Below are 19315 nucleotides of genomic sequence, written 5' to 3'. Positions count from 1 at the left end.
CAAGCTTGAGGACGGCGCGTATGCTACGGCATTTCCCGTCCCGCGGCCAGCACACGCTCACGGGACGAGTATCACGATGCGCGCATGCACCTGATCGCCGTCGATGACGAGTTCAGCGGCCGCGATCGGCAGGCTGAAGCGGCGCCGACCCGCACTGCCCGGATTCACGTACAGCACACCGTCGCGCTCCGTGCACGCGGGCCGGTGCGAGTGGCCGGACACGACGATCCGCACGCCGGCCGCGCGCGGGGCGATGTCGAGTTCTTTCAAGTCGTGGATGGCGTACAGGGCGACGCGCCCGAGATCGACGCGGGCCGTCGCGGGAATCTCATGTGCCCAAGGCGCCGTGTCGTTATTACCGCGCACGACCGTCAGCGGCGCGAGCGCCGCCAGGCGCTCGAGGATGTCCGGACTGCCGATGTCGCCGCCGTGGACGATGTGGTCGGCGCCCGCAAGAAAGTCGAGCGCTTCGGGCCGCAGCAGGCCGTGCGTGTCGGAAATCAGGCCGACGCGCATTCAGTGCTGGTGGCGGCTCAGCTTGATCGCCGTATAGATGGAATACAGCGCGGCCAGGCCGATGACCACGTACACGACACGGCTCGCGGGGCTGCCCGGGCCGAACAGTGTGGCGACGACGTCGATGTCGAGCAAGCCGACCATCGCCCAGTTGAGGCCGCCGACGATCAGCAAGGCCATCGCGAGGAAATCGAGACCGGTCATCAGCGTCGTGCCTTCGCGCACGGCGGCGCGCCTTTCGGGCAGGTGCCGTCGTTCCATTGTCGGTGCGTCCATGGTTGCCATCATGTCCTCCTTCAGGAAAGATTGTTACGGCCTGCGGTGCATGCCGTTCACTCAAGATAGCAAAAACGCGCGAACGCGTGCGCCGCCTATCCTCGGCTCAGCCCTTCCAGGTCCGGTTCAAGCCCGTGTCCGTGTGGATCCAGCCGCCTTTCGGGCCGGAGCGGTAATAAAAGCCGACGCCGCCCTGGCGGAAGCTCTTCACGAGCCCGCCCAGCACTTCCTCCGTGAGGCCCGCTATGCGCACGTCGGCCGCCTTGCCGGACATGTGCAGCGACTGGCGCGCCGCGGGCACGCCCTGCTCGATCAGGCGGTTGTTGGACGCCGGCGTGCGGTAGCCGGACAGGATTTCCAGCGGGCGGTCGAGGCCGTAGCGTGCGACGAAGGCCTGCGACGCCCACAACGTCTCGAGCAGCTTGGGGTCGATGGCGATCGATGCCTTGCCGTTGACGTCGCGCAGCAGATGGCACAGTTCCTGGTACGCGGCGTCGATCACCTCGCCGTCCTTCCAGTACAGGACGCTGGTGCGCTCGCCGCTTTGCGGACGGATCAGCGACAAGGTGCGGGGCTTGACCCAGAAGTCGATGTCGACGACCTGGGCATCGAACAGGTCGGGAGGTGGTTCCAGCTCCGTGGTGCCGGGGGCATCGACCTGGTCGCGGCCGGCGCGGGCCGCTTCGGCTTGCGCGAGCGGGACGGCGACAAGTCCCAGCGCGGTCAGGCGCAAGCCTTGGTGAAGAAAGTCTCTGCGGGAAGCCATAACGAACTCATCATTGGAAGCCGCCTACTATAGCGCATGCGCTGGCGAGAAAAAAGATGAGTTCACGTTGCGTAATGTTACACAACGATCAAGGCATGAGGCAGCTTACTGGCTGCAATTGCAAAATCGCTTGCGGGCCGGGGCCGATTCCGCGTCGAGCTGCTTCCAGAGAAAATCGCATTCGAGCCCGTAGCAAGCCTTGTCCTTGCCCGCATTGACATAGCCCTGGCGTTCGAAAAAGCCGCTCGCCGAGCCCGGGCTTTGCATATGCAGCTTGCGGATATTCCACGCGCGCGCCTGCGCTTCCAGCGCGCACAGCAACGCCGTGCCGACGCCTTTACGCAACAGATCGGGACGGACATAGCACAGCGGCACCTTGCCGGCCTGGTTCACGAGGGCGAAACCGATCACTTCGCGCACGCCGTCGACGTCGCGATCGGCAACGACGGCGTAGTTGCTGGGCGACGACAGCCAGCCAAGCACGTTGTCGGTCGTCTTGTTGCCGAGCCAGGCCTGCAGGATGTCGGGCCGGCCGCCGTGGTCGGGCATGCACCCTTCCTCGATCGAATGGCGCAGCAGCCGGCACGCAGCCTGCGCGTCATTCGGTATAGCCTGGCGAATTTCGATACCCATGGTTTTCAACGTCAACCCAGTACAAACGATGAATCAGCGAACCGTCAACCGGTCCGAACAGCGGAAGGCCGGACTATAACTCAAACGCGCTACGCCTGCTTTGCGCGGCCTCCAAACGTATGCATGCCTCATGGGGCGTCTAAGCATATGATAAAAATGTACTTTTGTTTTGCTATTTTTTAACGGAACATCCATCACCCCTAGAGAGTCTTCACAAGGAACAATAATATGGCGATCCCATCCGTTTCCTCCCTGCGCCGCGCGCTGCTCGCGCTGGCCCTCGGCAGCGCCCTCCTTCCCCTCGGCGCCCAGGCCGCCGACGTGGAATTGCTGAACGTGTCCTACGACGTGGCACGCGAGCTGTACAAGGACATCAACCCCGCCTTCGTCGCCGAATGGAAGAAGACGACGGGCGAGACCATCACGATCAAGCAGTCGCACGGCGGCTCCAGCAAGCAGGCCCGCGCCGTCGCGGACGGCCTGGAAGCGTCCGTCGTCACGATGAATCAGGCCAACGACATCGACATGCTGGCCGACCGCGGCCTCGTCGCGAAGGACTGGGCGAAGAAATTCCCGGACAATGCGGCACCCTATTACTCGACCATGGTGTTCCTGGTGCGCAAGGGCAATCCGAAAGGCATCCACGACTGGGCCGACCTCGCCAAGCCAGGTGTGAAAGTCGTCATCCCGAACCCGAAGACCGCCGGCAACGGCCGTTATACGTACCTGGCCGCCTGGGGCTCCGTGCTCAAGAAAGGCGGTACCGAAGCCCAGGCGCGCGACCTGGTCGGCAAGATCTTCAAGAACGTGCCCGTGCTGGACGCTGGCGGCCGCGCCGCCACCACCACGTTCACGCAGCGCCAGATCGGCGACGCCCTCGTGACGTTCGAGAACGAGGTCAACCTCGTGCGCGCCGAGTTCGGCAACGATTTCGAAGTCGTGTATCCCGCGATCTCCGTGCTGGCCGAGTCTCCCGTCGCCGTCGTCGACAAGGTCGTCGACCGCAAGGGCACCCGCAAGCAGGCCACGGCCTACCTCAACTTCCTGTATTCGGAGACGGGCCAGGAGATCGGCGCGAAGCATTATCTGCGCGTGCGCAACCCGAAAATCATGAAACAGTTCGCCGCCAACTACAAGCCGGTCCAGCTGTTCACCGTGGATGAGGTATTCGGCGGATGGCGGGCTGCGCAGAAGCGCCATTTCGACGACGGTGGTGAATTCGACAAAATCTACCAATCAAAATAAGACACTCTGGAAAAATCCGTTCAAAAAGAAGGCCCTGCGGCAACGCGGGGCTTTTTTTTCTTGTAGAATCTTGCTGGTGGACTCGATATTTCACAGACCGACATAGACACATGTCAATCTTTGATGCTATCGTTCATATAAATGTTGCCGTATAGCTAGACGCTATCTGCCGACTCCGACGTTTTGATGCTCCGCCGCCGTCCGGCGCCCGACCATTAACCGTACTCTGACACCATCCATGATCAAAAAATTCCTCGCCGCCGTAGTGATGACGATCTCCAGTGCGGCGGCCCTCGCCGTGCCGTTCGGATCGCAATCGGTGCTGGTGGTCGAAGACGACACCGGCAAGGTGCTGTTCGAAAAGAACGCCAGCACCGTCGCGCCGATCGCTTCGCTGACCAAACTCATGACCGCCATGGTCGTGCTCGATGCCCACCAGGACATGAACGAGCCGATCGAGATCGAGAAGGAAGACGTCGACATGCTGAAGCACAGCACGTCGCGCGTCCCCGTCGGTGCGACCATCCCGCGCCGCGACGTGCTGCAACTGGCGCTGATGTCGTCGGATAACCGCGCCGCCGCCGCACTGGCCCGCACGTACCCGGGCGGCATCGAAGCCTTCCGCGTGGCCGTCAAGCGCAAGATCGCCGCGCTGGGCATGACGCAGACCTCCATCGAGGAACCGACGGGCCTGAATCCGAACAACCGCTCGACGGCCGCCGACCTCGTCAAGATGGCGACCGCTGCGTCGAACTATCCGGAAATCACCCGCATCACGACGTCCTCGAAGGACCTGATCAACATCAAGGGCCGCGAAGTCGAGTACCACAACACGAACCGCCTCGTCGGCGCCAAGGGCTGGGATATCGGCCTGTCGAAGACGGGCTACACGCAGGAAGCGGGCCGCTGCCTGATCATGCGCGTGAAAGCGGCCGGCAAGAACGCGACGATGGTGCTGCTGAACGCGGGCGCATCCTCGGTGCGCGTGCTGGACGCCCTCAACATCCGCCGCCACGTGCTGGGCGACGCCGGTCCCGTCTCGACCAGCCCGGAATCGGCGCGCGCGTCCGTGGGCGGTCCGCGCATCCGCGCCTCCGTCGGCGGCACCACGCGCCACGGACGCCGGCACATGATCGTGACGCGCCATCGCCGCCATCACTGAGCACGCGGCATCGGTCATCACGCGAGGCCGGGACGGGCAACCGTTCCGGCCTCGTCGTTTCTGGCGTAGCGGTCCGGTATCATGGCGTTTTTTTAACATGAATCAACGATGAACCGCTTCCGCACCCTCGCCACCGTCACCCTCCTCGCCATCGCCGCCACCAGTGCCGCCAGCCCCTGGTGGACGCTGCACCGCCTGCAGGCAGCCGTCGCGCGCCACGACGCCGACGCGGTCGCCGGCCAAGTCGACTTCCCCGCGCTGCGCGCCAGCGTGAAGGAGCAGGCGCTCGAGGCGTTGGGCGGCAAGGCGGGCGGAACCGACGGCGGCAATCCGTTCGCCGCATTCGGCAGGAAGATGGCGATGGCCGTCGTCGATCCGCTCGTCGACGCGGCCGTGTCGCCGGAAGGCGTCGCGACGATGGTCGAGCATGGCCGGATCAGGATCGGGCAACCGGCGCCCGCAGCCGACACGCCCGACACCGAACCGGAACGCGACAAGCCCCGCTACGCCCTCGCCTACCGCGGCTGGAACAGCTTTGCCGTCACGGCGCGCGACGGCGGCAGCTTCATCTTCCGGCGCGACGGCCTGTGGACGTGGAAGCTGGCCGGCATCGACCTCGCACACGGAAGCTGAACGGGCCCGCTCAGCGCGACTTCAGCTGGCGCACATAGCCTTCCAGCTCGGCGAAGGTCGGGCGCTCGGTGGCCGAGATGACCTTGCGACCGAATTCCACGGCGATCGTCGGCGCGTAGCCGTTCATCGACGCCAGCAGCGTGACTTTCACGCATTGCAGCGCTTTCACGACTTCCTGGTGGCGCCGGTGCAGCAGACTCGCGAGCGGCGCGACGAGGCCGTACGACAGCAGGATGCCGAGGAAGGTGCCGACGAGCGCGGCCGCGATCAGGCTGCCCAGCTCGGCCGGAGGCCGGCCGATGGCGCCCATCGTGTGCACGACGCCCATCACGGCGGCCACGATGCCGAACGCGGGCATGCCGTCAGCCAGCTTGTGGATCGCTTGCACGGGGATATCGGAATCCTCCTGGTACGTTTCGATCTCGTTGTCCATCAGGTTTTCCAGCTGGTAGCTGTTCATCGTCCCCGACACGAGCAGGCGCAGGTAGTCCGTCATGAATTCCAGCAGGTGGTCATCCATCAGGATCGCCCGGTATTTCGTGAAGATGGCGCTCGCGTACGGATCGTCGATCTCGTTTTCCAGCGCCATCAGGCCTTCGCGGCGCACTTTCGTCAACAAGTCGAACATGAGGGCCATCAAAGCCATGTACAGCCCGCGCGTGTAACGCGAGCCGCGGAACAGCATCGGCAGGCTGTGCCACGTGAGGCTGATCGCCTTGCGGTCGTTGGCGATGACGAAGGCGCCCAGCGCGCCGCCGAAGATCATCAAGAGTTCGTACGGCTGGAACAGCGCGGCCAGGTGCCCGTCCTGCAGGACGAAACCGCCGAACACGGCCAGCAGCACGATCACGAAACCCACGACAATCAACATGACACCGCTCCGATAATATTTCTCAGGCCACAACTTTAACATTGTTGCCACAGAGAAAGCAAAGCCGAATGCATGGGACGCGCCGATGAGAAGGAGGTTCGTCTTATAATCGTCATGCGGCCGGACCATTCCGCCCCTGCCGCTATTCTTCGGAATCCAGTATGTCTGAACCGTTGTCCCCGACCGCACCACCCCGCAAGTCTTCCCGCCGCATCTCGACGGGCGTCCCCGGCCTGGACGACATCCTGGGCGGCGGCCTGACGGCCGAGCGGGTGTACCTGATCGAAGGCACGCCCGGCACGGGCAAGACGACGCTCGGCATGCAGTTCCTGCTCGACGGCGTGGCCAAGGGCGAACACGGGCTCTACATCACCTTGTCGGAAACGGCGGACGAATTGCGCGCGGTGGCCGAGAGCCACGGCTGGTCGCTCGACGCGCTGTCGATTTTCGAGCTCGCCAGCGACGAGGCGCTCGACCCGGAAACGCAGCAATCGATCCTGCACCCGGCCGAGATCGAACTGGGCGAAACGGCGCGCGGCGTCATGGAGCAGGTCGACAGGACGAAGCCGGCACGGGTGGTGTTCGACAGCCTGTCCGAGATGCGCCTGCTGGCCCAGAACCCGCTGCGCTATCGCCGCCAGATCCTCGCGCTCAAGCAGTTCTTCGCGTCGCGGGCATGCACTGTTCTGATGCTCGACGACAAGAGCAGCCAGTCCGACCAGCACCTGCACAGCATCGCCCATGGGGTCGTGTGCCTGGAACAGCTGGCCAAGGAATTCGGCAAGGAACGGCGCCGGGTCAACGTGATGAAGATGCGCGGCATCGCCTTCCGCGGCGGGTATCACGACTACGTCCTCGACACGGGCGGCCTGCAGATCTACCCGCGCCTGGTGGCGGCCGAGCACACGATGGAATTCAAGCCGACCACGCGTTCCACCGGTTCGTCCGGACTCGACGCGCTGCTCGGCGGCGGCCTCGTGTCCGGCACGAACACGCTGTTCGTCGGCCCGTCCGGCGTCGGCAAGACGACCGTGGTCGTGCGCTGCATGCTGGCGGCCCTGAACCGCGGGGAGAAGGCGTCGTACTACCTGTTCGACGAAGGCCTGGGCACGTTCTTCGCCCGCGCGGCCGCGCTCGGCCTCGACCTGCGGCCGCACCTCGAGACGGGCCTGCTCGCCGTGCGCCACATCGATCCCGCCGAACTGGCGCCCGGCCAGTTCGCGCAGATGCTGCGCGATTCCGTGGAAGTCGACGGCGCGGTGTTCATCGCCATCGACAGCCTCAACGCCTATCTGCAAGCCATGCCGGGCGAGCAATTCCTCGTCCTGCAGATGCACGAGCTGCTCGCCTATCTCAACCAGAAGGGCGTCACGACGGCGCTGATCCTCGGCGAGCACGGCATCATCGGCGAAGTCGTGCGCGACGTCGATCTCAGCTACCTCAGCGACTCGACGATGCTGCTGCGGTATTTCGAAGCGGGCGGCAAGCTTCGGCGCGCGATCACCGTGTCCAAGAGCAGGACGACGAGCCACGCCTTGACCATTCACGAACTGCTGCTCGGCGCCGGCGGCATCGAGGTCGGCGCGGCACTCGAAGGCTTCGAAGGCGTGCTGACGGGCTTGCCGGCCTACCGCGGGGGGACCCCAATGATGCTCGCGACCGATGCCAACGATTGACCGGCGCGAGCAGCGGGTCCTGATCGTCGCGCCGCATGGACGCGACGCCGACGTGATCGCGGGCGTCGTGGCGCGCGACGGCGTCGACTGCGAAGTCGTCGCCCATGCCGACGCGCTCGTCGACGCCGTCGGGCACGGCGCCGCGGCGGCCATCGTCGCCGAGGAAGCGCTGTCGCCGCCTGCGCTGGCGCGCCTGTCCGAATGGCTCGGGAAACAGGAATCGTGGTCGGACTTTCCGTTCGTCGTCCTGCTGGCCAAGCGGTTCGGCACGGCCCCGGCGCAACTGAAGGCGACGCTGGGCGTGCTCGGCAACGTGATCCTGCTGGAACGCCCGCTGAGTGCCGATACGCTGGCCACCGCGGCCGCCTCGGCCCTGCGCGCGCGGCGGCGCCAGTACGAGGCCCGCGAAGTGCTGGCCCAGCGCGCGGCGGTCGCGCAGGAACTCGCGTCGCTGAACGCGCACCTGGAAGCGCGCGTCGCCGAGCGCACCCGCGCCCTCGCGCGCGCCAACGACCGGCTCACGGCGGAAATCATGGAACGCGAACGCGCCGAGCAAGCCATGGCGCAGGCGCAAAAGCTCGAGTTCCTCGGGCGGTTTACGGGCGGCATCGCACACGACTTCAACAATCTGCTGAACGTCATCCAGGGCAATATGGAGCTCATCGGCTTGTTCTCCCGCGAGGACATGACGCGCGAGCGCGCCAGGACGGCGCAGGCCGCGTGCCGGCGCGGCGCGAAACTCACGAGCCAGCTGCTGTCGTTCGCGCGCAACCAGGTGCTCGACCTGCATCCCCTGCCCGTCAGGACGCTGTTCGAGAACGTCGCCGAGCTCGCGAAACCCATCCTCGGCAGCGGTATCACGTTGTCCACGTCGATCGGCGCCGACGTCGACGCCGTCCTGGCCGACACGAGCCAGATGGAGATGGCGTTGCTCAACCTCGTCATCAACGCACGCGACGCGATGAAGGGACGCGGCGCGATCGACCTGCGCGCCGCCTGTGCGCAGCCGCCCGCCGGGACGCTCGCCGCGGGCGCGTATGTGTGCGTCACCGTCTCCGACGACGGGCCCGGGATGTCGCCGGAAATCGCGGCCAAGGTCTTTGAACCGTTCTTCACGACCAAGGGCGTCGGCAAGGGGACCGGCCTCGGACTGAGCCAGGTCTATGGCATGGCCCAGCAATCCGGCGGCGGTGCCTTCATCCGCAGTGCGCCGGGCCAGGGCGCGACGGTCGAGATCTGGCTGCGCGCCGCGCACGGCGACGGGTCGCACGAAGGACTGGTCGCCGTCGACCGCCAGCGGCTGGCCGGCCTGAAGGTGCTCGTCGTGGAGGACGACGGCGACGTCCGCGCCGGCATCGTCGATGCGCTGCTGGCCCTGGGCTGCAACGTGTCGCAGGCGGGCGGCGCCGTGCAGGGCCTGGCCGCGCTGGCCTGCAGCGAGCCTGGCCTGCTGCTGACGGACTACCTGATGCCCGACATGACGGGCGTCGAGCTGGCCATCCGCGCACGCGAGCTGTTCCCGCGCCTGCCCGTGCTGGTGGCGACGGGGTATGCGGACATGGATGCCATCGAGAATGCGATCGGCACGCACGCCGTGCTGCGCAAGCCGTTCCAGCTCGCCGAATTGAGCGCGGCCGTCAACCGCGTCGTGAACCTGGCGTGACTACGCCGCGTCTTCCTGCGGATAGGTGATGCGCAGGCCGTCGACGCGGGCAAACGGCGTCAGCTTGTGCGGACGGCGCTGGCGCGCATCGATGATGTCGTCGACGGGCACGCCGCGCACGAGCAGCGCGTCCGCGACGAGCGAGCGGTGGCAGCGCCACGGCACCGCTTCCGCGCACATCAGCGCGCACGGTCGGTCGCGGCCCAGCGCGATCACGGTGTCGACGTTCGCGGCGAATTCTTCGGTCTGCATGTAGTCGGCGTAGCCCCGAAACGACGTGTTGCGCCAGCCCGCGTTCGGCGAGTCCTTGCGCGGGCGGCGCAGGCCGCCGAGGCCCGGCAGGTAGCGGTATTCGATGCCCGCGTCGGCCAGCGATTGCGCGAGCTGGTCCTGGCCGAACTGCGGATTGTGGCGCGACTTCGGCACCGTGCGGATGTCGAGCAGGCAGGCGATGCCGTTCTGCCACAACAGGCCGATGAAGTCCTCGATCGTGCGGTTCGAATGGCCGACGGTGCAGACGGTGTCCATGCGCCCATTCTGGCATGGACGCACGCGGCCTGGCGCTACACTGGATCCTTGACGATGCGGTCGACGTAGCACCAGCCCCACGTCTCGCCCGGCTCCTTCGAGCGGATCACCGGGTGCGCCGTCGCATGAAAATGCTTGGTCGCGTGCCTGTTCTTCGAATCGTCGCAGCACCCGACGTGGCCGCACGTCAGGCACACGCGCAGGTGTACCCACGTGTCGCCCAACTTGAGGCATTCCTCGCAGCCGTCCGTGTTGCCATCGCGCGTGGCGATCTGATGGAAATGCGTGCAGTCGTTGCTCATGCGTTTCTCCCGTCGTGTCCCTTGTCCACCATCCCCCGCAAGCCGCTGGCCCGGTGCGTGCGGCGCAGGATCGCCTCGCCCAGCACGGCGGGTGCCGGCGTCGTCAACGTGAATTGCCGGCTCGCGCGCGTGATGCCCGTATAGACTAACTCGCGCGCCAGCACGGCGCCCCCTTCTTTCGGCAGCGCGAGCACCGTGTGCGCGAACTCGGAACCCTGCGATTTGTGCACGGTCATCGCGTACGCCGTCTCCACGTGGCGCAGGCGCGTCGCGAGCACGCTGCGCACGTTGTCGCCTTCGAGGAACCACACGCGCAGCGAGCCCGGACGCGCGGGGTCCGGCAGCGCGAGGCCGATGTCGCCGTTGAAGGTCTTGGTCGGATAGTCGTTGCGCGTGACCATGACGGGGCGCCCCACATACCAGTCGCCGCGTGCGATCAGGCCCGCGTGCGCGAGGCGCTGCTCGATCGCGCCGTTCAAGCCCTCGACGCCCCACTCGCCTTCGCGCACGGCGCACAGCACGCGGAACGCTTCGAAGCGCTGCAGCACGGCGCGCACCCAGTCCTCGTGGCTACCATGGCCTGCGCTTCCCGCGCGCAGCAGCTCCAGGTACGGCCGGTAGCCTTCGTTCGCCAGCTGGATCACGTGGTGCTGGTGCGCGTGATCGATCCAGCGCAGCACACCGGCCGCCTCCGGCGCGCGCAGCGCCGCGGCGGCGCCGTCGACGTCGCCCGCGTTCACGGCCAGCGCCAGCTTGCCGATCGGGCCGCCGAAGCGGCGGCTGTGGCGCAGCATCACGGTCTGCCGGGCGAGCGGGCCGCCCGTGCCCATGTACTCCGGCGGGATCGTCTCGCCGCTGGCTGCGTGCACATAGGCAAACGTGGCCGCGTCGTAGTGCCCGGCCTGCGCATCGTGACACAGATCGCCCAGCACGGCGCCCGCTTCCACCGACGCCAGCTGGTCCTTGTCGCCGAGGAGGATCAGCGTGGCGCCGGCAGGCAGCGCGTCCAGCAGCGACGCCATCATCCCCAGGTGCACCATCGACGCCTCGTCGACGATCAATACGTCCACGTCGAGCGGATTGCCGCGGTGGTGCGCGAAGCTGCGCGTGTCCGGGCGCGCCCCCAGGAGGCTGTGCAAGGTGCGCGCGGCGCCCATGCGCGCGGTGAGTTCGCGCAGCGGCAAGGCGCCGCCGACGCGGTCGGCCAGCTCGGTCAGTGCCTTGTCGATCGACTGCTTCAGGCGCGCCGCGGCCTTCCCGGTCGGGGCGGCGAGCGCGATGCGCTGGCGCGCGGCGTCGGGCGCCGTCGCGAACAGGAGGGCCAGCAGGCGCGCCACCGTGTACGTCTTACCCGTACCCGGGCCGCCCGTGATGATGGCGAACGCGCCGCGCAGCGCGACGGCGCAGGCGATGCGCTGCCAGTCCGGCGACTCGCCCGCGCGCTGCGCGCCGAACAGGATTTCCAGCCACGTGCGCGCCTGCTCGAGGTCGACGTCGCGCCGCTCCTGCGCACGCGTGCGCACGCACGTGGCGACGAGCGTCTCGTCGCGCCAGTAGCGGCGCAGGTACAGCCGGCTGTCGTCCAGCACCAGGGGCTGGTCGTAATCGAGGTCGCCCACGCGCCACACCTGCTCGCACGCCGCCAGTTGCGCGATCCAGCCCTTGACGCCGCGCGGCAGCGGTTTCGCGGCTTTCGCCAGCACCTTCCAATCCTCGTCGGCCCAGCCGAGAAGCGCAACCGGGTCGCCCGCCAGGTCGTCCAGCAGCAGGCAGCTGTGGCCCCGCCCTTCCAGTTCGGACAGCACGAGGGACGCGAGCAGCAGCGGTACCGACCGCGCGCAGGCGCCCGTACCGAGCGTGCCGACGAAACGCGCGAACGCGCCGGACAGGCGGCGCAGCTCGCCCGCTTCCGTCAGGCGTTCGACCTCGGACCAGAATTGGGCCAACTGAGCCTCGGCATCGAAGGGCGCGTCAGGCTTCATGCGTCTCCTTTCCCAGCAGGCGATCGAGGCCGTCCAGCAGTTCCAGGTCCGGCTCGAGCAGGTAGCAGCCGTGCGTGGCCGGGTTGCCGATCCCGCGCAGGAACAGGAACACGGCGCCGCCCAGGTGTTCCTGCGGCGAGTACGCGGCACCCAGGCGCGCGCGCAGCAGGCGGTGCACGGCCAGCATGTAGATGGCGCCCTGGATGTCGTAGCGGTGCTCGGCCATGCCGGCCGCCATCGCGCCTTGCGTGTACGCGGCGTCGCCCGGCCCCAGCGCGTTCGATTTGTAGTCCAGCACCCAGTAGCGGCCGTGGCATTCGAACACGAGATCCGTGAAGCCCTTCAGCATCCCGTGGAGCTGGCGTTCCGGCAGCACGGGGCGCGGGGTCGTGCCCAGCATGCGGCGGCGGCACAGGCGGTCGAGCGCGGCGACGTCCAGCTGGCGGCTGGGGAACCAGAACTCCATCTCGGCCAGCGGCGCGTCGATGTCCGCCAGCGCGCAGCCGACGGGCGGCAGCGGCGTCACGGCGATCATGCGCAGCCACGCCAGCGCATCGTCGAGGCGGTTGCCCCAGCCGGCGCGCTGGATGCGCTGCGCGAGGCGGCCGCGGAAGCCTTCGTCGTCGACCTGCCCGAAGCCATCCTGCGCCATCCACTCGAGCTGCTCGTGCAGGAAGTTGCCAGGGCCGGCGCCGCGCGGGAAGCGGTGCCACGGCGCGTCCTCGCTGTGCGTGACCGGCACCACGCCGGGGTCTTCCTCTTCCATCAGGTTTTCTTCCTGCGGCCGCGTGGGCGGCGCCACCGTCACCGTGTTCTTCGTCAGCGACGTGAACGAGCCGACGGCCCAGTTGCGTTCGAAGCGCGCGTCGAAGCGGGGCGGTTCCACGAGCTCCGGCCGCACGTCCGCGCGGCGCAACACCGTGCAGCCGTCCGGCGTGGCCAATGTGTGCAGCTCGATGCCGTCGACACCAGCGCGCAATGCCTCCCACCGGTCGCGCACCGCGTCGCCCGGCACCGGCGTGCCGCCCGTCAGCAGGTAGCCGAGCGCCGATTCGTGCAACTGGTTCTCGCCCTTCTTGCGCGCCGCGACGGCCGCGACACCGAGCCACAGGAAGTGCCGCGCGCGTGTCAGCGCCACGTAAAGCAGGCGCAGGTCTTCTTCCAGCCGCGCGCGGTCGACGGCTTCCAGCGCCGTATCGGACAGCGCGAGGTCGATGCGACGCTCGCCGCCCTCTTCCACGTATTCGAAGAACGCACGGTTGCGGCGGTCCGTCTTGCGCGCCGTGACGGCAAACGGCAGGTACACGAGCGGATACTCCAGGCCCTTCGACTTGTGGACGGTGACGACTTTCACGAGTTCCGCGTCGGACTCCAACCGCAGCACGCGTTCGCTGTTGTCGTCACCCCGGCCCTCGCCCACGCCTTCGACCTGCTCGGCGAACCAGCGGATCAGCGCCTGCTCGCCATCCAGTTCGCGGCTCGCTTCCTGCAGCAGTTCCGCAAGGTGCAGCAGATTCGTCAGGCGGCGCTCACCGCCCGCGGCCGCAAGCAGCTTGGCGGGCAGCTCCAGTTCGTGGATGAAGCGGCGCAGCATCGCCAGCACGCCCTGGCGCTGCCAGGCCTGGTGCAGCGCCTTCAATTGCTCGACGCGGGCTTCCCACGCCAGTTCGTCGCTCGCGAGCTGCGCCAGTTCCGCCAGCGGCAGCGCGCAGGTGGCGGTGGCGAACGCGGCGCGCGCGAGCGTGACGTCGAGCGGATTCGCGACGGCCTGCAGCCAGCGCAGCACGTCGCCCGCCTCCGCGCTTTCCACGACGGAGTCCTGGTCGGACAAGTACACGCTCGCGACCTTGCGCTGCACGAGCGCGCGGCGCACCGCGGCCGCCTCGCGCCGGTCGCGCACGAGGATCGCGATGTCGGCCGGCAGCAGCCGCGTGAAACGGCCCGCGTCGTCCGCGAACCCGACGTGCGGGTCGTTGAGCACGCGGACGATGTGCTCCGCGCAGTGCTGGGCGAAGAATTCGCGGTAGTCGTCCGCGCGCAAGTCGTCCGCCTGCGCGAGGCCGACGGCCAGCGCCTGGAACGGGCCGTCGACGCCGACGAGTTGCTGCTTGCGCCCCGCCGCGTCGACGGCGTCGAACGGCAGCGGATTCTCCTCGCCCTTGCGGAAGCGGAAGGCGCCGGCCGCGTAGTTGCCTTCCGCGTGGCGGAACAGCTGGTTGACGGCCGCGACGAGCTGGCGTGTCGAGCGGTAGTTCGTGCCCAGCTGGTAGTGGCGGCCGTGCGTGGCCCGCCGCGCCGACAGATAGCTGTGGATGTCGGCACCACGGAAGCCGTAGATCGACTGCTTCGGGTCGCCGATGAGGAACAGCCCGCGCGCCGGATCGTTGTCGGCCACGCGGTACAGCAGGTCGAAGATGCGGTACTGGTCGGGCGACGTGTCCTGGAATTCGTCGACCAGCGCCACCGGATACTGGTCGAGGATGCGGCGCCGCAGCGCCTCGCCGTTCGGTCCTTGCAGCGCGTCCTTCAGGCGGACGAGCATGTCGGCGAAGCCGAACTGGCGGTTGCGGCGCTTCAGCTCCGCCATGCGGTGCGCGATGGCGCAGGCGGCGTGGCGCAGCAGCGCGTGCGACACGGGCGCGATGGCATCGAGCCCCGCTTTCAATGCCTCAGTGTGCTCGAAGCAGTCGGGCACCGGCGCGCTGTAATCCTTGCTGAACGCGTCCTCGATGCCGGCCGGTGTCAAACGCTGCCACAACGCGTCGGTGAGTTGCGGATAATGGGCTTGCGGGTCGTCGCCCCAGCGGCGCAGCGCATCGAACGCTTTCGCCAGCGAGTCCGGCCGCATCTTGTTGCCGTTGAACGCCTTCGGGTTCGCGCCGCGCTGCGCCGCGATCCACGCCTCCATCGCGTCGGCGCGCGCATGCCAGCCGTCCTTCAGCCGCTTCAGTTCATCGCGCTGCGTGCGTTCCGCGTCGACGATGACGGCGCCCAGCGGCCGTTCGTTGCCGTCGTCGATGCGGCCGGCGCGCTGCACGAGTTCCCGCACGGAGCGCTTCAGCGCTTCCACGTCGCTCCAGCACGACAGCAGGCTCGCCAACGCGGCCCCGTTCAGCGGGTACACGTGCTGGCGCCAGTAATCGTGCGCGGCGTCCTCGAACAGCGCGCGCTCGTCGCCGACGAGTTCCTCGTCGAACAGGCTGCCGCTGTCGAACGCGTGCTCGCGCAGCATGCGCTGGCACCATGCGTCGATGGTGAAGATCGCCGCCTCGTCCATCGTCTCGGCCGCGAGCACGAGGCGGTGCGCCGCGACGAGACGCGCGGCCTCGTCGTCGTACGCATCGGCCAGCGCTTGCAGGTACGGGTCGTCCGCGTCCGCCTCGCCGCGGAAGCAAGCGGCGGCCTGCACGAGGCGTTCACGCACGCGGTTCGACAGCTCGCGCGTGGCCGCGCGCGTGAACGTCATCACGAGGATTTCGGGCGGCATCAACGGCCGCGCATAACCCTTCTCGCCGCCATGGCCCAGCACGAGGCGCAGGTACAGCGCGGCGATGGTCCACGTCTTGCCGGTGCCCGCGCTGGCCTCGATGAGGCGCGAGCCGTGCAGGGGGAATGTCAGGGCGTCGAGCAACTGGCTCATGGCGCGTCTCCGTCGAAGCGCGTCACCACGATGCTTTCCTTCAGCCACGCGACGAGCGGGCCATACAGCGCCTCGGCCACCATCGGCCAGCCGCCGCCGGCGCGCAGCAGCGCGAATTCCGGCCACAGCCGGGCGAGGCAAGGATCGAGCACTTCGCCGTCGATCTCGAAGCCGCCGTCATACGTCTCGCGCGCGTCGCCGCCCGCCAGGTGCGCGAGCGCCGTCTTGCACGCGACGGGAAGCGGCCGGTCGAGGTTCGCGCGCCACAGCGCGACGAGGTTGGCCAGCTGCGCGCGCGCCGCGTCCTGCGCGAGCGGCGCCAGCGCGAGGCTCGCGTCGCGCGCGACGAGCACGCCGCCGACGGCCTCGCCCATCGCGGCGGCCGCCAGTTGGCGCAGCCACGGGCCGAGCAACTTGTCGCCGCGCGGCTCGCCCTTGCGGTCCAGGACCTTCGACGACATCTGCAGCAGCCACACCGTCTCGTCGTCGTTGCTGCGCAGGCGGTCGATCCAGTCCTCGATGCGCACGCCGTCCACGTCGATGGCGACGACGAGCTTGGGCGCGGGACGCGGATAGCGGCTGCCCAGCTCCAGCCACGCGCGCCGCACGGGCACGAGGTCGTCGACGAGCTGCTGCTGCCACTGCCGGCCCACGAGGCCGATCGGTAGCACGCCTTCGCGCGCGAGCCGCGCGGCACGGTTCTCCAGCACCTGGCGCACCTCGCCGGGCGCTTCCGGCGTGCCGCTGTCGTCCAGCAGCGTGTCTTCGAGGAAGTAGCGCTCGAGGGCGTCCAGCGAGAATGGTTCCTCGTCCTCGCCGACGACCTGCAGATCCGTGAACGTGACCCCGAGGCGGCGGCGGAAGAAGAAGCGCGCCGGCTGGCGCAGGAAGCTCGCGAGCTCGCCCAACGTGAGCCGGTAGTCGGGGTCGAGCTCGAACGGCGGCAGCGCGTCGTCGTCCGTCCCGGCCGCGCCAGCGCCGTGCGCGGCGCGCCATTCGCCCGCGTACGTGAGCAGGCCGCCGCGCTCGAAGTAGCGGCGCGAGAACGGCTGCAGCGCGTGCACCGTCGTGCGTTCGGCGAGGTCGAGGTCCCAGCCGGCGGCCAGGTAGTCGCGCAGCTGCGACACGAGCACGGACGCGGGCTGCTCCGTGTTGTCGCGCACGTTGCGTCCGACCCAGCTCACGTACAGCTTTTCGCGCGCGGCCAATACCGCTTCCAGCATCAGGTAGCGGTCGTCGTCGCGGCGCGAGCGGTCGCCCGGGCGGCCGAGGCCCGGCAGCGCCAGCAGGTCGAAGTCGGACTGGTGGCCGCGGCGCGGGAAGTCACCGTCGTTCATGCCGAGCAGGCAGACGACGCGGAACGGCACGGCGCGCATCGGCATCAGCGTGCAGAACGTGACGCCGCCGGACACGAACTGGTGCGACAGCGCGGGCTGGTCGAGCTGGCCGAGCCACGCCTCGCGCATCACGGCCAGCGACACGGGTTCGTCGAACAGCGCGTTCTCGCAGATCTCCAGCCAGCATTGCAGCGCTTCTTCCAGCTGGTGCAGCATCAGGCGGTCTTCCTCGCTCGTCGCGCGGAAGAAGCGCGCCAGCAGCGCGCGGGCGCAATCGCCCCATTTAATCGGTGGGAGTGTCCGGTCGAGGTCGTCGCGCCATGCGAGCAGCGCCTCGACGAGTTCCGCCAGCGAGCCCGCGAGCGCCGCATCGAGGCCGCCCACTTCCGGATACGGTTCGATGTCGCGGAAGCTCGCGCCGTGGCCCGCCGCATAGCCGAGCAGCATGCGGCGCACGCCGAACAGCCAGGAATTCTGTTCGCCGGCCGAGCCGAGCCCGAGACCCTCGCGGTGGCGCTGGTCGAGGCCCCAGCGCACGCTGGCGCCCTCGATCCAGTGGCCGAGGATGGCGAGGTCCGCATCGATCAGGCCGAAGCGCGCGGCGACGGCCGGCACGTCCAGCAGGTCGCGCACCTCGCTCTGGCGGCAGCGCTGCTGCGGCAGCCGCAGCAGCCATTCCAGCGCGACCAGCAGCGGGTTGCGGCTGCGGTCCTTCACGTCGCCGATCTCGAACGGGATGTAGCGCGGGTCGCTGCGCCTGTGCTGGTCGAACACGGCGTGCACGGCGGCGGAAAACGTCTCGATGTCCGGGACCATCACGACGACGTCGCGCGGGCGCAAGGCGCCTCTCTCATCGCCTTCACGCGCTTCCGCGAACCACGACAGCAGCTGGTCGTGCAGCACTTCGACTTCGCGCTGCGCGCTGTGGGCGATGTGGAATTCGATCGAGCGGTCCTCGATCGGAGGCGGCACGTGCGGGTGCTCGGAAAGCGGCAACAGGTCGCGCACGGCGGCCTGCACCTGTTCGAGCAGCGTGTTGCCCTCGTCGTCCGTAAACAGGTCGATGCGCAGGTTGCCGAATTGCGCGCCCTCGCCGTTGTCGAATTCGTCCAGCATGCGCACGAAGTCGCGGCCTTGCCGTCCCCAGCTCGCGAGCAGCGGATGGCTGTGCGCGTGCAGCTGCTCGACGGGCAATGCCGACAGGTCGCTGCCGTTGCGGTGCTGCTGGCGCTTGTACGCGGCCTGCAGCAGCTCGCGGCCCTCGATGATGTCGCCCCAGTAGAACCGGCACGGATTCGGCACGGCGATCAGCACCTGCGTGTGGCGCGACAGCCCGGCCATCGCCTGGATCGTCTGGTACGGCAACGTGGACATGCCGAACAAAATCACGCGGCGCGGCAGCCGCAGCACGGGTGCGCGGTCGTCCAGCACGGCCGCCATGAACTGCTGGTGGATCGTGGCGCGGCCGGACCAGCGCCGCTCGGGCGGCAGGCTCGCGTGGACCTCGCGCCAGAGCTGCGCCTGCCAGCGCTGGTCGGGCATCAGCGGCACGGGGTCGGCGCCGGCGCGGCGCAACTGGTCCAGGCCGTCGGCCCAGTCGGCGAGCCAGTCGGCGCGGTACACCTGGTACTGGTCGTACAGGTCGGCGAGGCGCTCGGCCAGTTGCAGCCTGCGCTCGGCGTCACCGTCGTCCAGGAAGCGCGCGAGCGGCGCGAACGCGGGCTGGTCCAATACCTCGGGCAACAGGCGCATCAGGCGCCACGTCAGGGCATCCTTGTCGAACGGCGAGCGGCGCGGCACCCGTTCGGGGCCCAGCATGCCGCGGTAGGCTTCCCACTGGAAGCGCGCCGGCAGCGCCACGCGGGTGGCCGCGCACACGCCCAGTTCCTCGGCGAGCGCGATCTTGAGCCACTCGGCCACGCCGTTGGACTGGACGAGCATGATCTCTTCCTCCAGCGGTCCGAGCGGATTGTCGCGCAGCCAGTCGAAGACGGCGGCGCGCAGCAATTCCATCTGGTTGCCGTGCAGGATGAGGAGGCCGGGGCGGATCGGGGATGGCATGACGACGGGTGGCGAGGAGACTCG

At 68.3% G+C, this 19315-nt stretch carries 15 protein-coding genes; 5 read left to right on the top strand and 10 right to left on the bottom strand.

What is annotated here, in order from left to right; genetic code table 11:
* Positions 1-57: 57 nt before the first annotated feature.
* The 4 genes from NX784_RS03245 to NX784_RS03230 all read right to left on the bottom strand — a co-directional run bounded on the left by NX784_RS03245 (position 58) and on the right by NX784_RS03230 (position 2191).
* Positions 58-516 (bottom strand): metallophosphoesterase family protein, encoded by a 459-nt coding sequence (locus tag NX784_RS03245; RefSeq protein WP_258815263.1) that lies wholly within the window; start codon positions 514-516, stop codon positions 58-60.
* A complete protein-coding gene (locus NX784_RS03240) occupies positions 517-792 on the bottom strand; it encodes a DUF378 domain-containing protein (protein ID WP_258815262.1) in 276 nt (91 codons plus the stop codon).
* Positions 793-898: 106 nt separating this feature from the next.
* Complete coding sequence (locus NX784_RS03235) at positions 899-1558, bottom strand: YcbK family protein (RefSeq protein WP_258815261.1); 660 nt, start codon at positions 1556-1558, stop codon at positions 899-901.
* A gap of 105 nt (positions 1559-1663) precedes the next feature.
* Positions 1664-2191 (bottom strand): GNAT family N-acetyltransferase, encoded by a 528-nt coding sequence (locus NX784_RS03230; RefSeq protein WP_258815260.1) that lies wholly within the window; start codon positions 2189-2191, stop codon positions 1664-1666.
* Between the two features lie 228 nt (positions 2192-2419).
* On the opposite strand from NX784_RS03230, the gene NX784_RS03225 reads away from it, so the two are divergent.
* The 3 genes from NX784_RS03225 to NX784_RS03215 all read left to right on the top strand — a co-directional run bounded on the left by NX784_RS03225 (position 2420) and on the right by NX784_RS03215 (position 5231).
* Positions 2420-3436: a sulfate ABC transporter substrate-binding protein gene (locus NX784_RS03225; RefSeq protein WP_258815259.1), complete on the top strand. Its 1017-nt coding sequence runs from the start codon at positions 2420-2422 to the stop codon at positions 3434-3436.
* A 238-nt stretch (positions 3437-3674) separates the two neighbouring features.
* Complete coding sequence (locus NX784_RS03220) at positions 3675-4598, top strand: serine hydrolase (protein ID WP_258815258.1); 924 nt, start codon at positions 3675-3677, stop codon at positions 4596-4598.
* Positions 4599-4706: 108 nt separating this feature from the next.
* On the top strand, positions 4707-5231 hold the full coding sequence (locus NX784_RS03215; protein ID WP_258815257.1) for a DUF2939 domain-containing protein: 525 nt from the start codon (positions 4707-4709) through the stop codon (positions 5229-5231).
* Positions 5232-5241: 10 nt separating this feature from the next.
* On the opposite strand, the gene motA is transcribed toward NX784_RS03215, so the two are convergent.
* Positions 5242-6102 carry a flagellar motor stator protein MotA gene (gene motA / locus NX784_RS03210; protein WP_258815256.1) on the bottom strand — a complete coding sequence of 287 codons (861 nt, stop codon included), beginning with the start codon at positions 6100-6102 and terminating at the stop codon, positions 5242-5244.
* A 161-nt stretch (positions 6103-6263) separates the two neighbouring features.
* Between motA and NX784_RS03205 the strand changes: the two genes are divergently transcribed.
* Positions 6264-7778 carry an ATPase domain-containing protein gene (locus NX784_RS03205; protein WP_258815255.1) on the top strand — a complete coding sequence of 505 codons (1515 nt, stop codon included), beginning with the start codon at positions 6264-6266 and terminating at the stop codon, positions 7776-7778.
* Positions 7765-9441 carry an ATP-binding protein gene (locus tag NX784_RS03200; RefSeq protein ID WP_258815254.1) on the top strand — a complete coding sequence of 559 codons (1677 nt, stop codon included), beginning with the start codon at positions 7765-7767 and terminating at the stop codon, positions 9439-9441. Before NX784_RS03205 ends, NX784_RS03200 begins: the two co-directional genes overlap by 14 nt.
* Here the strand turns inward: NX784_RS03200 and NX784_RS03195 are convergent, their stop codons facing one another.
* Genes NX784_RS03195 through recC form a run of 5 tightly spaced genes read right to left on the bottom strand, consistent with a single transcriptional unit; the run spans position 9442 to position 19291 of the window.
* The gene (locus NX784_RS03195) at positions 9442-9969 is read right to left on the bottom strand and encodes a DUF488 domain-containing protein (RefSeq protein ID WP_258815253.1); all 528 of its coding nucleotides are present in this window, start codon (positions 9967-9969) and stop codon (positions 9442-9444) included.
* Positions 9970-10004: 35 nt separating this feature from the next.
* Entirely contained in the window at positions 10005-10271 is a 267-nt protein-coding gene (locus NX784_RS03190; protein WP_258815252.1) for a UBP-type zinc finger domain-containing protein, read from the bottom strand.
* The gene (gene recD / locus NX784_RS03185; RefSeq protein WP_258815251.1) at positions 10268-12253 is read right to left on the bottom strand and encodes an exodeoxyribonuclease V subunit alpha; all 1986 of its coding nucleotides are present in this window, start codon (positions 12251-12253) and stop codon (positions 10268-10270) included. Before recD ends, NX784_RS03190 begins: the two co-directional genes overlap by 4 nt.
* Positions 12243-15893 carry an exodeoxyribonuclease V subunit beta gene (recB, locus tag NX784_RS03180; RefSeq protein ID WP_258815250.1) on the bottom strand — a complete coding sequence of 1217 codons (3651 nt, stop codon included), beginning with the start codon at positions 15891-15893 and terminating at the stop codon, positions 12243-12245. The genes recD and recB overlap by 11 nt, the downstream gene beginning before the upstream one ends.
* Positions 15890-19291: an exodeoxyribonuclease V subunit gamma gene (gene recC / locus NX784_RS03175; protein ID WP_258815249.1), complete on the bottom strand. Its 3402-nt coding sequence runs from the start codon at positions 19289-19291 to the stop codon at positions 15890-15892. The genes recB and recC overlap by 4 nt, the downstream gene beginning before the upstream one ends.
* Between the last annotated feature and the right edge of the window lie 24 nt (positions 19292-19315).

Source organism: Massilia pinisoli, assembly GCF_024753285.1.
Taxonomy (GTDB): Bacteria; Pseudomonadota; Gammaproteobacteria; order Burkholderiales; family Burkholderiaceae_D; genus Telluria; species Telluria pinisoli.
This window is presented reverse-complemented; position numbering and strand designations above follow the sequence as displayed.

Coding starts and splice junctions, on each gene's coding strand:
- recC (WP_258815249.1), bottom strand. CDS start 19,291: ATGCCATCCCCGATCCGCCCCGGCCTCCTCATCCTGCACGGCAACCAG.
- NX784_RS03245 (WP_258815263.1), bottom strand. CDS start 516: ATGCGCGTCGGCCTGATTTCCGACACGCACGGCCTGCTGCGGCCCGAA.
- NX784_RS03230 (WP_258815260.1), bottom strand. CDS start 2,191: ATGGGTATCGAAATTCGCCAGGCTATACCGAATGACGCGCAGGCTGCG.
- NX784_RS03220 (WP_258815258.1), top strand. CDS start 3,675: ATGATCAAAAAATTCCTCGCCGCCGTAGTGATGACGATCTCCAGTGCG.
- NX784_RS03235 (WP_258815261.1), bottom strand. CDS start 1,558: ATGGCTTCCCGCAGAGACTTTCTTCACCAAGGCTTGCGCCTGACCGCG.
- NX784_RS03225 (WP_258815259.1), top strand. CDS start 2,420: ATGGCGATCCCATCCGTTTCCTCCCTGCGCCGCGCGCTGCTCGCGCTG.
- NX784_RS03215 (WP_258815257.1), top strand. CDS start 4,707: ATGAACCGCTTCCGCACCCTCGCCACCGTCACCCTCCTCGCCATCGCC.
- motA (WP_258815256.1), bottom strand. CDS start 6,102: ATGTTGATTGTCGTGGGTTTCGTGATCGTGCTGCTGGCCGTGTTCGGC.
- NX784_RS03195 (WP_258815253.1), bottom strand. CDS start 9,969: ATGGACACCGTCTGCACCGTCGGCCATTCGAACCGCACGATCGAGGAC.
- NX784_RS03240 (WP_258815262.1), bottom strand. CDS start 792: ATGGACGCACCGACAATGGAACGACGGCACCTGCCCGAAAGGCGCGCC.
- recD (WP_258815251.1), bottom strand. CDS start 12,253: ATGAAGCCTGACGCGCCCTTCGATGCCGAGGCTCAGTTGGCCCAATTC.
- NX784_RS03200 (WP_258815254.1), top strand. CDS start 7,765: ATGCCAACGATTGACCGGCGCGAGCAGCGGGTCCTGATCGTCGCGCCG.
- recB (WP_258815250.1), bottom strand. CDS start 15,893: ATGAGCCAGTTGCTCGACGCCCTGACATTCCCCCTGCACGGCTCGCGC.
- NX784_RS03190 (WP_258815252.1), bottom strand. CDS start 10,271: ATGAGCAACGACTGCACGCATTTCCATCAGATCGCCACGCGCGATGGC.
- NX784_RS03205 (WP_258815255.1), top strand. CDS start 6,264: ATGTCTGAACCGTTGTCCCCGACCGCACCACCCCGCAAGTCTTCCCGC.